The 14,348-nt window shown below is 73.2% G+C and carries 7 protein-coding genes and 1 pseudogene; 4 read left to right on the top strand and 4 right to left on the bottom strand.

Features of this window, described 5'->3' with window-relative positions:
- Nucleotides 1-1,610 (bottom strand): sensor histidine kinase (locus tag ACIRFL_RS34085; protein WP_404036384.1); only part of this gene is annotated, 1,610 nt, incomplete at its 3' end.
- 887 nt (nt 1,611-2,497) lie between these two features.
- On the opposite strand from ACIRFL_RS34085, the gene ACIRFL_RS34080 reads away from it, so the two are divergent.
- The 3 genes from ACIRFL_RS34080 to ACIRFL_RS34070 are packed head-to-tail and all read left to right on the top strand — an operon-like array spanning nt 2,498 to nt 8,776.
- On the top strand, nt 2,498-3,013 hold the full coding sequence (locus ACIRFL_RS34080) for a sigma-70 family RNA polymerase sigma factor (RefSeq protein WP_404036381.1): 516 nt from the start codon (nt 2,498-2,500) through the stop codon (nt 3,011-3,013).
- A 16-nt stretch (nt 3,014-3,029) separates the two neighbouring features.
- Complete coding sequence (locus ACIRFL_RS34075) at nt 3,030-4,199, top strand: hypothetical protein (protein WP_404036378.1); 1,170 nt, start codon at nt 3,030-3,032, stop codon at nt 4,197-4,199.
- Entirely contained in the window at nt 4,196-8,776 is a 4,581-nt protein-coding gene (locus ACIRFL_RS34070; RefSeq protein WP_404036376.1) for an FtsK/SpoIIIE domain-containing protein, read from the top strand. The genes ACIRFL_RS34075 and ACIRFL_RS34070 overlap by 4 nt, the downstream gene beginning before the upstream one ends.
- 264 nt (nt 8,777-9,040) lie before the next feature.
- On the opposite strand, the gene ACIRFL_RS34065 is transcribed toward ACIRFL_RS34070, so the two are convergent.
- From ACIRFL_RS34065 to ACIRFL_RS34055, 3 genes are read right to left on the bottom strand one after another with little or no spacing between them, the layout of a single operon-like run.
- Entirely contained in the window at nt 9,041-9,367 is a 327-nt protein-coding gene (locus tag ACIRFL_RS34065) for a WXG100 family type VII secretion target (protein WP_404036373.1), read from the bottom strand.
- 47 nt (nt 9,368-9,414) lie between these two features.
- Nucleotides 9,415-9,726 carry a hypothetical protein gene (locus tag ACIRFL_RS34060; RefSeq protein WP_404036370.1) on the bottom strand — a complete coding sequence of 104 codons (312 nt, stop codon included), beginning with the start codon at nt 9,724-9,726 and terminating at the stop codon, nt 9,415-9,417.
- A 37-nt stretch (nt 9,727-9,763) separates the two neighbouring features.
- A complete protein-coding gene (locus tag ACIRFL_RS34055) occupies nt 9,764-10,693 on the bottom strand; it encodes a serine/arginine repetitive matrix protein 2 (protein ID WP_404036367.1) in 930 nt (309 codons plus the stop codon).
- A gap of 212 nt (nt 10,694-10,905) precedes the next feature.
- Between ACIRFL_RS34055 and ACIRFL_RS34050 the strand changes: the two are divergent.
- A pseudogene (locus ACIRFL_RS34050) lies at nt 10,906-14,348 on the top strand (hypothetical protein); the annotation flags it as partial.

The raw sequence follows: 14,348 nt of genomic DNA, 5'->3' as shown, positions 1-14,348 counted from the left end.
CCGAACGCTCCCGCAACCTCCGGCACTCCCACGGCACTGGCGACCCCCGCGGCCTCCGTAACTCCCCCAGCCCCGGCGCCTCCCGTGACTTCCGCAACTCCGGCCGCCCCGACGCCCCCCATCACTTCCGCAACTCCCGCAACCCCAGCGGCTCCCGGGACTCCGGCAGCTTCCGCAACCCCAACGGCTCCCGCGGCTTCCCGCTCTTCCGCCGCTCCCGCCGAGTCGCGTTGTGCGTGGCGTCCTCGGCCGGCCGGGGGCTGGCTGGGAACGCCCGGTCGTCCGGTCGTCGTGCCCGTCGGTCCGTCGGCCGGGAGCTCCGCCGGCGGGTGCCACGCCCCGCCCGGCGCCCCGGCCGGGGAAGCGCCGACCGCCGTAGCCCCGGTGCCGGTCTGCGCGCCCGGTCCCGTGCCCAGCAGTGCCTGCGGGAGAACGACCACGGCCTGCACGCCGCCGTAGATGTTGGTCTGCAGGCGGACGTTGATGCCGTGCCGCCGGGCCAGCTGGGAGACCACGAAGAGTCCGATCCGGCCGTCCGCGAGCAGGCTGGCGACGTTGACCTGGTCGGGGTCGGCGAGCAGGGCGTTCATCTTCCGTTGCGCGACGAGCGGCAGCCCGAGGCCACGGTCCTCGACCTCCACGGCGAGCCCGGAGGTGACGAGGTCGGCGCGGAGCAGCACCTGGGTCTGCGGGGCGGAGAACACGGTGGCGTTCTCGACGAGTTCGGCGAGCAGGTGGATGACGTCGGCGACGGCGTGGCCGCGCAGTTCGCCGTCGATCGGCGGGACCAGTTTGACCCGGGAGTACTGTTCGACCTCGGCGATGGCGGAGCGCAGCACCTCCGTCATCGACACCGGGTTGCTCCACTGCCGGCGGGAGACGGCGCCGCCGAGCACGGCAAGGTTCTCGGCGTGGCGCCGGATGCGGGTGGCCAGGTGGTCGACGTGGAAGAGGCCCTTGAGCAGGTCGGGGTCCTCGATCTCGTTCTCCAGCTCGTCGAGGGTGGAGATCTCCCGGTGCACGAGGGACTGCAGCCGTCGGGCGAGGTTGACGAAGACCTCCAGTTTCTGCTCGCTGCCGGCCTGGCTGGAGAGCTGGGCGGCCTGGACGACGGCGTGCACGGCGCCGTCGTGGGCGCGGCCCAGGTCGGCGGCGAGCAGTTCGAAGTCGTCGGCGTCCGTGGGCGGTCTGCCGGGCGGCTTGCGTCGCGGCGCTCCCTCGCCGCGGCGCAGCGCCTCCACGAGGGCGCGCAGGTCGCTCTCGCCGCGTGCGGTGCTGCGGCGCAGCGCGGCGACGCGGTCGCCGACCGTGCGGGCGGCGCGGTCCGCGGCCACGGCGGCGACGGCGATGCTCACGACGGTCACCGAGGCCGCTCCGGCGAGCACGCCCCACAGGGCGAGTCCGGGTCGCGCGCCGGTGGCGCGGACGGTGAACAGGACGGCCGCGCTCGCGCCGAGGGCGACGGCGAGGGGCGGCAGCACGGCGAGGCGCAGGAGTTGGGGCCGTAGGCGCGGCTCGCGCGACGCGGGTACGGGGCGGGTCGTCGGTCGCCCGTGCCGGCCGCCCTCTCGGCGGTCGGCGCGGGGGGCCGGTGCACGGAGGTGAGACATCGGTGTCCTCGTACTGGTCCGTCGGGCCTGTTTCCTCGTGCGGGGTGCACGACGTGGGCATGCGCCATCGCGGTGCCGGTCGAGGGGGCCGAGGACGTGGGGCGTCCGGCCTGCCCGGCCGACGGACACTGACAGTAGTCGTCTGTGCCTCGTGTGCGATGGGCAGTTGGCAAAGTCCCCCGTCGGGGGTCCCGCTCTGGTATGAGGACTCGTACGACAGCACGACGACCTCGCGGGGGGACGCGTAGTCGAACCGAAAGAGACCGGTCCGACCTGGTCGGAAGCGATCACGAGGGGGCGGCGGCGGTCAGGGGGCCGCTCACTCCGCGGTCCGCATCACCCGTCCGCTTCCTCCCTCTTGCCCGCGCCCGGCCGTTCGGGCGGGCGCCTTTTCCCGCGCGGCGAGGCCCCGGGCTGCCGCCCTGGAGCGTCACCGGCCGTGTCCGCCGCGGAGTTCCGTGTCCCGGACCGACCCGAGCCCGCCGGAGCTTCCCTTCGCCATCGGTGCCGCCCCCGCGCGCCGGACGCCGGTCGTCGTCCGGACTCCGCCGCGTGCGACCGCCCGGCGATTTCCGGCGCAAGGGAAACCGGGCAAACGGGCAGCGCCCGGTCAGCCGAACGGGCAGCGGTTGCCGGGAAACGGGCGGCCAACCGGTACCGGACCGGGAAATGCATTGCGTGGACGAGGAGTTGCCGACCCCCCCTGCGGCGTGCACCGTACCGGGGCGTCGGAAAAGTTCAGAGCTTTGTCTGAGGTTTCCGTGCCCAATTTGCCGCCTTTCCGAAGAAGAGCCCCGAGGCGAAAGTGATATGACGTGAATACAGTTCCGCCAAGCGCTTCATCAGTCCCCTCCCTTGCCCGACCCGAGTGCGTCTTGGAGCAGAGCATGTCCCATGTTCCCTCGGATGCCCGGCCCGCCGTCCCCCTCGCCGAGCGTCATCGAGCACGCCTGTTGCGCTATGTGACGCGGTACGCCTCGGGCGACCGGCATCGCGCCGAGGACATCGTGCAGGAGACCATGCTGCGCGCGTGGCTCACCACCGACGAGCTGGACCAGCAGGGCGACCAGCGCCTCCAGGCCTGGCTGTTCCGGGTCGCCCGCAACCTGGCGATCGACGCCCACCGCCGGGACCGGGCGATACCCGTCGGCATCAGCCCCGACGACCTACCGCACCCGGCGCACACCACCGGCGACATCGCCGATCTCGTGGTGGAGCGCCACATGGTGCACGGAGCCATGGCACGGCTGACACCAGAGCACCGTGAAGTGCTGTACCACGTCCACCTCGACGACCGTACCCGCGCCGAGGCCGCCCGCGTGCTCGGTGTGCCGCAGGGCACGGTCAAGTCGCGCAACCACTACGCGCTGGAGGCCCTGCGCCGCGAGTTCCGGGCCGCGTGAAGGGGAACGACCGCCGATGAGAAACACCGACCCCTTCGTCTGGTTCCGGCAGCACAGCGACACGCTGTTCCGTTGGCTCGGCATCATCGGAGTGGCCGTCCTGTGCTTCGTCCTGCTGCGGTACTGGGCGATGCGGTGGGGCGGCTGGCGCGCCTGGGCGGCCCGGCTGGGCCGGGAACTGGCGCTGACGGCCGCCGCGTTCGCCGAGCCGCCGCGGTCCTGGCTGCGGCACCGCAGCGCCCTGCGGCTGCTGGTGCGGCGGCTGCGCGAGCCGGCGACCTGGCAGGACGCGGAACGCGCCCTGGCCGCGGCGCGCACCGCGGACCTGCCCGGAGCGCCCTACGCCGCCCTGGTCGGCGCCCGCACCGTGACCGTGATGCTGGCCGGCCGGGAGGCGCCCGAGCCCTGGACCGTCGCCCGCGCCGACCTGCCGCCGGTGACCCCGCAGGCGGCCGGCGCCCGCCCGATCGTGGTCGCGCTCGGCACCCAGCGCTACGGCGGCGAGCAGCAGTGCGCCTTCCTCGATCTGGCCGTGGGGCCGCCGGTGCTGTCCGCGGCCGGTGACGGGAAGGCTTCGCGGGCCCTTCTCCAGGCGCTCGCCGCGCAGTTGGAGGCACGGCTGCCGCGTCCCCTCGTAGTCGTCGCGGAGGGCGTCCACCGCCGCCACCCCGGGCAGCCGGTGCGCACCGCCTACCGGACCGCGCGGGACACCCGGCACCGGCTGGGCCTGGCCCCCGTGCTGGTCACCACCGAACTGCCCGATCCGCTGCCGCCGGAGCTGGCGGCCCCGCCCGGCGACGAGCCGGTGCTGCGGGTGCTGGTCCTCGGCGAGGCCCGGGGCTACGCACGGCTGCTGGTCACCGAGCGGCACGGCCGGGTCGCCGTCATGGGCACCCCGTTGGTGCCGCGCTGCGACGGGCTGGGCAGGGCCGTGGCCCGGGTGCTGGACACCCTGCCGCCGGTGCTGGTGCCCGCGTCGGCCGCGGAGGCGGCCGACGACCTCCTGGAGGACGCCGACCTGTTCGAGGAGGAGGCGGAGCAGGAGCGGGCCGGCGTCCGGGGGCGGCCGTCCGCCGCGGGCGCGGGCCGCCGTACCGACGAGGGCGCCGCGGAGCAGTCCGCACCCGCCCGTACCACCGTCCGCACCACGGAGCCGGCCCCGGCCGCGAAACGGACCGCCACGTGAAACTGACGCTCACCACGATCGACTCCGCCGCACGGCGCGCGGATCACCTCCTGGACCTGCCCGAGGGCGCCACGGTCGCCGAACTCGGTGCCGCGCTCGGCGCGCGGCGGCTCTACCTCGGCGACCGGCCGGTCAGTCCCGACACGACGGTCGGGGCCAGCGGCATCCGCGCCGGAGCCGTCCTCGGCCTGGGCGCGCCGGTGACATCGGGCACCGCGGCCCGCATCTGGGAGCCGCCGCCCGGTGACCCGGCGCTGGTGGAGGTGCGCCATGTGGGCGGCCCCGGCGCGGGCCGTACCTGGCGGCTGGGTCCGGGCAGCCACGAGATCGGCACCGACCGCGGGTGTGCGCTGCGGCTGACCGGCGGGCACGCTCCCGAGCGCGGGGTGTGGGTGACCGTGGGCACGGACGGCACCGTCACCTTCCGGCTGCCCGGCGACGCCGATCCCGCACGGCACGGGCTGCGCAGCCTCACCCCGCCCCCGCCGGTCGACCCCGAGACGGGCACCCCGCTGACCGCCGAGGAGCCGGCCGGGCCGGTGGACGGCGGCCCCGGCGGGCACACCCCGGAACCGGCACCGCCCGGCCCGGACGGGCTGCCGACCCCGCCGCCGCTTCCTGTGCCGGGGCACCGGCCGCCGCCGGACGACGGCTCGAACGAGTGGCCGCCGTACGCCGATCTCGCGCTCGGCGACCATCTGCTGCGGCTGGCGGACCCGTTCGAGCCGGACGCGGCCGTCAATGTCTCGGCGGACGGGTTCGCGGTGGAGTACAACCGTCCGCCGCGCATCACCCCGCACCTGGACACCGAGTCGATCCGGATGCAGGGCCCGCCCGGCGAACGCAAGAACCGGCCCTTCCCGTTCGTGATGATGATGACGCCGCTCGTCATGGGTCTGGTCATGATGAGCCTGTTCCGCACCTTCTACTTCGTGGTGTTCATCTTCTTCACGCCGCTGATGGCGATCGGCAACTGGCTGACCGGACGGCGTTCGGGCCGCAAGCAGCAGCAGGAGGCGCTGCGGCTGTACCGGCTGCGCCGGGCGGCCCTTGAACTGGAGGTCCGGGACGCCATCCTGGACGAACGCGAGCTGCGCAACCTGACCTTCCCGGACCCGGCGACCGTGCTGCTGACCGCGACCGGTCCGGGCAGCCTGCTGTGGCAGCGCAGGCGCCGGGACCCGGACCATCTGACGCTGCGGCTCGGCACGGTCACCCGGCCGTCGCTGAAGCGCATCGACGACCACGCCCGGGAGGCCAACCACCGGCAGGTGCACTGGCGGCTCGCCGATGTGCCCTACGGCCTGGAACTCGCCGACCTCGGTGTGGCCGGCATGGCCGGGCCCGGCGGGCTGCCGCGGACGCTGGCACGCTGGGCGGTGGCGCAGGCGGCCGTGCTGCACAGCCCGCGCGACCTGCGGATCGTCGTGCTCACCACGGAGGAGCACGCGGACGAGTGGAACTGGGTGCGCTGGCTGCCGCACCTCGGCTCCGGGCGTCCGGGCGGCCTCGTCGCGGTCGGCAACGACCCGGAGAGCACCGCGCACCGCGTCAACGAGCTGGTGGCCGACATCCAGGCCCGTACCACCGCCCGGGGCAACAGCGCGCTCGGGCACAGCCTGTCGCGGGAGCCGGACGTGCTGGTGGTGCTCGACGGGGCGCGCCGGCTGCGGGACGTGCCGGGGATGGTGCAGGTGCTCACGGAGGGTCCGGGTGTGCGGGTGTTCGGCCTCTGCGTGGACGAGCACCAGCGGCTGCTGCCGGAGGAGTGCACCGCGGTCGTCACCACCGAGGGCAAGCGGCTGACCGTGCGCACCTCGGGTGTGCCCGTGGTGCAGGAGGTGCGGGCGGATCTGGTCGAGCCCGAGTGGTGCGAGGAGGTGGCGCGCGCGCTGGCGCCGGTGCGGGACGTGACCGTCGACAGCGACTCGGGGCTGCCCTCGGACGTGCGGCTGCTGCCGCTGCTGGAGCAGGAGCCGCCCGATCCGGCCGCGCTGCTGGCCCGTTGGGCGCGCCGGCCCGCGTCGACCGGGTTCGTGCTGGGCGCCGGCTACGAGGGGCCGCTCCGCCTGGACCTGGTGCGCGACGGCCCGCACGGGTTGATCGGCGGCACCACCGGGTCCGGCAAGTCGGAACTGCTGCAGACCATGATCTCCTCGCTGGCCGCGGCCAACCGCCCCGACGAGCTGACCTTCGTCCTGGTCGACTACAAGGGCGGCAGCGCCTTTCGTGAGTGCGCCGAACTGCCGCACACCCTGGGCATGATCACCGACCTGGACGGTCATCTCGTGCAGCGTGCGCTGGCCTCGCTGGACGCGGAACTGCGGCGCCGGGAGCGGGTGCTGGCCGAGGTGGAGGCGAAGGACCACGCCGAGTACCGGGCCAAGCGGGCGCGGAACTCCCAGTTGCCGCCGCTGCCCCGGCTGTTGCTCGTGATCGACGAGTTCGCCACCCTGGTGCGCGAACTGCCGGACTTCGTCCCCGGGCTGATCGGGCTGGCGCAGCGCGGGCGTTCGCTGGGTCTGCACCTGATCCTCGCCACGCAGCGGCCCGGCGGCTCGGTCAGCCACGAGATCCGGGCCAACACCAACCTGCGGATCGCGTTGCGGGTCACGGACCGCGCCGAGAGCCAGGACATCATCAACGCCCCGGACGCGGTCAGCATCTCCCCCGCGCTGCCCGGCCGGGCACTGGTGCGGCGCGGCTCGGACGCGCCGACCCCGTTCCAGACGGCCTGGGCCGGAGCCGAGCGCGAGGGGGCGCCCGCCGCGCGCAGCGCCTCCGCACGGCCGGTGCGTGCGGTGGAGGTGACGTGGCAGCGGCTTGGCCGGCCCACGGAACTCGCCGACGGCGAGGACGAACAGCTGGTGGAGGTCTCCGCGCAGGAACCGGTCACCGATCTGCGGGTCCTGGTGGAGGCGATCCGGCAGGCGGCAGGGCTGCTCGACGACTTCGTGCCGCAGCACAGCCCCTGGCTGCCGCCGCTGGCCGACCGGGTGGACGCGGCGGACCTGCCGCCGGTGCCACCCGTACCGCCGGGAGCCCTCCCGCCGGTGCCGTACGCGCTGCTGGACCTGCCGCAGCTCCAGGAGCGGCGGCTCGGCACCATCGACTTCGCCACGTTCGGGCATCTGTATGTGATCGGCTCGCCCCGCTCCGGCCGCACCCAGGTGCTGCGTACGGTGGCGGGGGCGGCGGCGCTCGCCATCTCCACCGCGGATCTGCACGTGTACGGCATCGACGCGGCCGGCGGCGGCCTGAGCGTGCTGGAGTCGCTGCCGCACTGCGGGGCGGTGGTCTCCCGGCACGACACCGAGCGGCTGGAGCGGCTGATCGCCCGGCTCAACACGGAACTGACGGCGCGTCAGCGGTTGATCTCGCAGCACGGCTGTGCCGATCTCGCCGATCTGCGGGCCAAGCTGTCCAAGGAGCGCCGGCCGGCCCGGCTGCTGCTGCTCATCGACGGCTGGGACGCGCTCGGCGCGATGCTCGACGACTACGACGGCGGCCGGGTCTACGCCGAGGTGGTACGGCTGCTCAGGGAGGGCGCCGCGGCCGGCATCCATGTGATCGCCACCTCCGAGCGGGTGCTGCTGGGCGGCCGGCTCGCCGCGCACAACGACCACCGGCTGCTGCTGCGGCAGGCCGATCCCAGCGACTACAACGTCGCCGGTCTCAGCCGCACCAAGGTGCCGGCGCACATCCCGCCGGGGCGTGGCTGGCTGGCGCCTGAGCGGATCGAGGCGCAGATCGCGCTGCTGCCCGCCGAGGACGGCGCCGACCAGGCGGACGCGGTGCGCGAGATCGGCCGGCGCGCCACCGCCCGGGACGCTGCGGTCAGCGACGCGCGGCGTCCGTTCCGCATCGAGGAACTTCCGGCGATGATCGGGTTCCAGGAGGCCATGGACCTGGTTCCGCAGGCCGACCGCCGGCCGCTGTGGGCGCTCATCGGGGTGGGCGGTGACGCCGGTGAACCGCTCGGCTACGACTTCGCCGCGAGCGGTGGGTCGTTCATGGTGGCCGGACCGCCGCGCACCGGGCGCAGCACCACGCTCGCGTCGATGTGCGTGTCGCTGCTGCTCGGCGGTACGTCCCTGGTCGTCCTGGCGCCCCGTGAGTCGCAGTTGCGGCAGTTGGCGGCGCACGACCTGGCCCGGGTGATCACGGATCCCGACCCCGCCGCGGAGACGGTGAGCGAGGCGCTGCAGGCGGTGGCGGGGCGGCCGGTGGTGGTGGTCGTGGACGACGCCGATCTGCTGCTGAGCTGCCGGGCGGACAAGGTGCTGCGGCAGGTCGCCACGTCGGGGCGCGACCACGGGCAGGGGCTGCTGCTTGCCGGTCTGCCGGAGTCCATGAGCTCGCTCGGCTGGGTCGGCATGGCGCGGCGGTCGCGGCGCGGCATCCTGCTGGGGCCGAAGAGCATCGGCGAGGGCGATCTCATCGGGGTGCGGATCTCCGCGGAGCAGGTGCGCACTCCGCTGGTCACGGGGCGCGGCTGGACGGCGAGCGAGACGGGTACGGCGATCACGGTGCAGGTGCCGCTCACCGTGCTGAGCGCTCCGCTGGCTGGGCCGTGACACGCTGCCGTCCGCGTACGTCGGCGGTGTGACTGGCGTCCGCCGACACTGCCGTGACGCGCCGTAATTCGCCTGCGGCAGCTTGCCCCCGCGGGACCGGCCAGGTTACGCCGTCGTTCGCCTGCGGCAACATCGTGGCTGGTCGCGCCCGCGCGGCGGAGCCGCACATTGACACAGCCCCGCGCCCCTTCGGGGCGCTGTCGCATCGCGGCGGAGGCGCACATTGACACGGGCCCGCGCCCCTTGGGGCGCGGGGGTGTGGGGTCAGTTGTTGTTCTGGGTGGCTGCGTTGGTTACGTCGGTGGCGATTGTCTGGTCGGATTCCGACAGGGACTTGGCGATGTCGTTGAACGTGTTCGCGTACTCCTGGATGTTCTTCGCCGAGGTCTTCATCTGGTTGCTGAAGTCGGTGTACGCGTTCTGCAGTGCGGGGCTGGCCTTCTCGAAGACCAGGCCGTCCTGGAGCAGCCCGCTGACGGTGGTTTCCAGGTTGGTCAACTCGCTGGAGATGTCGCTGAGTTTGCTGCCCATGGTGGTGGCGACCCGGGCGATCTCGTCGTAGTCGACCAGGACATCGGGGGTGGTGGCCACGGTGGTTGTCTCCTGACTGCTGGTGCCGGTTGCTGGGGACGACGGGGCTACTGGCCGCTGCTGTTGACCTTGTCGGCGATGTCCTGGTCCATGTCCTTCACGGAGTTCATGATCTGGCGGAACTGCTCGGCGTAGCCCTTGATGCTCTCCGTGGCGTCCTTGAGCGAGGTGGTGAACTTCTCGTACTGGGTCTGCAGCGCCGGGCTGGCCTGGGTGAGGACGAGCGCCGTGTCGAGGAGGGTGTCGACCTCGGTCTTGGCCTCGTCCATGCGGGGCACCAGGGTCTCCTCGACGCTGGTGTCCAGCAGGTTGGAGACGCGCTCGATCTCGCCGTAGGACAGGCTGATGTTGGCTGGCACGGTTCGGGTGGCCTTTCTCTTCGGGGGTCGGGGCGGACTAGTCGTCCGATTCCTCGGGCTCGGACCAGTCCTCGTCCGGTCCCGAACGGGTGGAGACGGTGACCTTGCCGTCCTGGTCCGTGGTGGTCATGGTCCCGGAGCCGTCCGTGTCGATCACCACGTCGATGGTGGTCTTCGAGCCGTCGGCGTAGGTGGTCTCCATCGTGTAGTCACGCGCGTCGAACTTGTCGCCCTCGGCCGGGGTGATGATCTCCGGCGCGGAGTGGTAGGTCGTGACGGAGGTGTAGGACTGGCCGTCCGGGGTCGTGATGGTGGAGGTCTCCTTCATCACGTTGTAGTCGTCGTCCAGTTCGACCGTCACGTCGACCTTCCCCTGCTCGTCCTCGTAGTGGTACGAGGTCGGCGGGTCGTCGGCGGGTTTCTGCGGCGCCGGGCCGGGGTCGTCGGGCGCGTCGTCGTCGTTGATCCAGGTCTCGCAGAAGGACGGGGCGTCGTCGGCCCGGCACACCTCGCCGATCTGGGCGTCCGGGTGCTGGTCGAAGTAGTCGGCGGCGCCGATCTTGTCGAGGTAGGCGTCCCAGGCGGTCTTGTCCTCCTGCCAGGCGTCGTACGCCTCCTTCTGGCCGCGCCAGTCGTCCAGGCCCAGGCTCTGGCTCATCAGGCCGGCCGCGGAGGCGAGTTGGGCGTCCGCGTTGAAGAAGGTGTCGGCGACCCCGGAGAACGTGTCGGCGAGCTGGCCGAGCCCGTCCTTGGCCTGTTTCGTGCGGGAACTGGAATGCGAGTAGAACAGGTTGAAGGCGTAGGACAGGTCGGAACTGCCGAACATGGCCTTGCGTTCGGAGCTGCCGGCCTCGCCGGCGTCCTTGAACGCGCCCGTGGCACCGCCGGAGTCGGCGGCGTCGGCCAGATCGCGCATCTTCTGCTGCACGGTGTGCAGCGCCGTGTAGTCGATGGAGAAGTCGGGCACCGCGCCTCCTGGTCGCTCGCCTGACCCGGTCGTCCCGGTTCGCTGTCCGGCACATCCACGCACCGGAACCCCGGAAAGGTTCAACGCGCCGGAAAAACCTTCGCTGTTCGTTGAACCGTTCGCCGGTGCTGGCCCGTTGTACTCAGGGGGCCTGTGGGCCCGCTCGGCGAGCGGCCCCCGTCCGGGTGCCGGCGGAAGGAGAGCGCAGCGCGATGCCCCGTCCCACCGACTGGAGCGCACTCGGCCTGGGCGGCGACCCCACTCCGGGCGATCCGGACGGGATCGACGCGGTGATCACCTCCCAGGACTCCCTCGTCACGCTGGCGGACACCATCGACGAGGGCCTGACCTCGATCAAGAACACCACGGACGGCGTGTTCGTCGGCAAGACCGCGGACGCGCTGCGCAAGGTGATCGACGAGGACCTGCGCAATTACGTCTCGACGTTCCGGCAGGCCCACAAGGATGTGCAGGGCGCGCTGCGCACCTATGTGGGTGTGATGCGCGAGCAGCAGCGGCGGGCGGACGAGGCGCTGGCCGCCGCGGCCGGTCTCGCGGAGGACGACGAGGCCGGGCGCGAGGCGCAGAAGTCGATCGCCGAGGACGCCGGGAGCCAGTTGGAGTCGGCGGCCGGCACGGCGGCGTCGGTGCTGCGCGAGGCGGCGTACAGCATCGCCTCGCCGATCGACGAGTGCGAGGAGTTCTGGAAGGCGCTGGGCTGGCTGGCGCTGATCCTGGTGATCCCGGCGATGATCGTGGGCGGTCCGCTGGCCCTGTTCACGATCGGTCTGAACGTGGCCCTGCTGATCAAGACGGCCGTGGACTTCTCGCAGGGCAAGGCGAGCATCACCGATCTGGTGCTGTCGATCATCGGGGTGATCGCGCCCACCACCAAGGGCATGCGCCTCGGTGATCTGTGGAAGGGGCTGAAGGGACTCGGCAGCGGCGCGTTCAAGGGCGCCCGGGACCTCTTCATGGGCGGCCCCAACGCGTTCGGGCTGCTCGGTCGCCTCACCCTCGGCATCGACGACGTGTTCCAGGCGAGCAACGCCTGGCTGCGCGGCCTGAACGGCCTGAACGGGCTGAAGTTCACGGCCGGTGTGCGGTTCATGCCCGGCCCCAAGGGCTTCACCATGAGCGGTCACGCGTTGGGCGGCGGGGTGCGTTTCGTGCCGGCCGCGGTGGACCTGACCGTCATCAACCTGATGGGCGCCAAGACGTTCTTCGGGCTGCGGTCGCTGATGGGCGCCGTCAACGGCATCCGTGGCGTCGGCGCCTCCCTGGGCAGCAGTCTGGTCAACGGGGTGCGCGGGCTGAACGGGCTGCGGCTGTTCCTGCCGGTCGCCGCCGACGAGTTGGGCCACGGCCTGGTCTTCGCGTTGAAGGTCGGCGTCATCGACCGCGGCATCTTCGGCATGTACCGCTACGGCGCCTTCGCCGGCGGGCAGTTCCTCGGGGCGGGCAGCAAGATCAGCGGCGGGGTGGCGTCCGGTCTCTCCCTGATGCACCCGGTGGGCGACCTGGGTTCGCTGCCGCACCTCAACGCCTCCCGGTTCACCCCGAGCGGCGGCGGCTCCTTCGGCACCGGCCTGCACGGGCTGCCGTCGCTGTCGGTGTCCGACGCGATCGGCCGCATCGACGTCAGCGGGCTCCAGGGGCTCGGGGCGTCCTTCCGCGCTCCGGTGCCCGGCATGGGCGCCAAGCTCGTCGATGTGCCGACGACCGGATCGCTGGGCGTGTCGGGTGTCCATCTGCCCACGCTGGGCCCGGTGTCCTCGGTGGCCGCTCCGGGCACGCACGGGGTGCATGTGCCGTCCGCGGGTGCGGGCGTCGGCGCGGTCACCGCCCAGCACGTCGGCCTGCCGCACCTGGGCACGAGCGGCGTGGGCCGGCTCGACCAGACGGCGGTGGGCGGGCTGGGCACGGTGCACACCCCGGCCCTCGGGCAGCTCGGCGTGCCGACGCCCGGCCAGGTGCACGTGCCCACGCCGGGGCAGGTGAATGTGGCGGCCGTCGGGCAGGTGAACGTGCCGAGCCTGGGCTCGGTGACGCACGGTCCCGCCGTCGCGAAGCTGGACCCGCCGGCGGTGGGCGCCCGGGTGAGCGACCTGCCGGCCGTGGGCGCTGCGGGCCGGATGGACGTCCCGTCCGTGGCGCAGGTCAACCTGACATCGGCCGCCCGGAACGTGGATGTGGCGGCGCCGTCCGTGGCGCAGGTCAACCTGACGTCGATCGCCCGGAACGTGGATGTGACGGCGCCGTCCGTGGCGCGGGTCGAGGTGCCCGCGATCGGCCGGTCCGTGGACGTCTCCACACCGTCGGTCGCGCAGGTCGACATGGCGGTCGCGGGCCGGGCCGGCCACCCGGATGTGGTGGCGCCATCCACCGTGGAGCCCGGTGCGGTAGATGTCCGGCACATGGCCGTCCCCTCCATATCCGCCCCGCACGCGGAGACGCCCGCCGTCCGGACCGGGCATCTGGAGGCCCCGGCGCAGACCGTCCCGGTCGACGGGGTGCGCACGCCGGCCGTCGGCCAGGCCGCGCCGGGCCCGCACGCCACCGCGGTGCCGCCGGCCTCCCTGGAGGTGTCCCGGGTGAGCCCGACACCGGCGCCGTCCCCGGCCGCCTCCGGGGGGCTCGGCCATCCGGGCGGCGGCGCGGTGTTCGTGGACCTGCCGAAGCTGGGCCGGGTGGACCTGTCGGCGCTGGCGCAGCGCACCGTGGAGGTGCGGATGGTGCACAGCGTGCAGTTGAACCTCCAGCACACGTTCGGCGACATCGACGTCTCGCTGCCGGGGGTGCGGGTGGACGTCCGGCCGGGCACCGGCGCCGAGCGCGCCCATGTCACCCTGGTCAACCCGGACAATGTGCGGGGCCTGTCGGCCCGGCACATCGAGGTGAACGGCCAGGACGTCCTGCAGGTCGAGCACGCCCTGCCGGACGGTACGACGCACCGCTGGAGCTACGCCCTCCAGGCGCCCGACTACGGCCGTATCGGGGACATGCAGGTCATTCCGGCGGGCGGGCACACCTCGCACATCGAGCTGATGCCGGTGGCGGGTTCATCGTCGCACACGCCCGCGCCGGGCACCGCCGTCGCGGCGTCCGCCGCGCCCGCGCCGCGTGTCCTGGACGTGCCGGGGCTCCAGGGCACCCGTATCGAGCTGCGGTTCGACGCCTCGACGGGCGGCATCGTCGGGGTCAGGGCGGCCGGCGACGGGGTGCACGGGCCGGGTCCGGTGACGGTGCGGCACGTGCCGCAGCCGGACGGCACCGATCTGGTGCACGTCGAGCGGCGGGTGGGCGCGGTGGAGGTGCGCAGCATCGATCTGGTGCCCGGCGCTGACGGGCTGCGTCCGGTCTCCGACGAGCGGCTGATCACCCTGGCCGGCGGCGACTTCCGCGGTACGACGGTCGCCATCGACGTCCTCAACGCCAACACGGCCCGGCATGTGCCGCTCGCGAACACCCCGGCGCCGGTGGGACGGGTGGGCTGGGACGGCAGCGAGCTGCTGGTGCCGAGCGGCCGGGGCTTCCAGCTGTTCGACCCAGGCACCGGCCTGCCGACCCGCACCGGGACGCGGCTCACCGACGGCGCCGGCGGCGACGTACACGTCCTGCCCAGCCGCGACGGCACCACCCTCCACTTCACCGA

The sequence above is a fragment of the Streptomyces sp. NPDC102462 genome (assembly GCF_044765425.1).
In the GTDB taxonomy this organism is placed as follows: Bacteria; Actinomycetota; Actinomycetes; order Streptomycetales; family Streptomycetaceae; genus Streptomyces.
The sequence above is the reverse complement of the archived record's forward strand: the minus strand, read 5'-3'. Positions and strand labels throughout refer to the sequence as shown.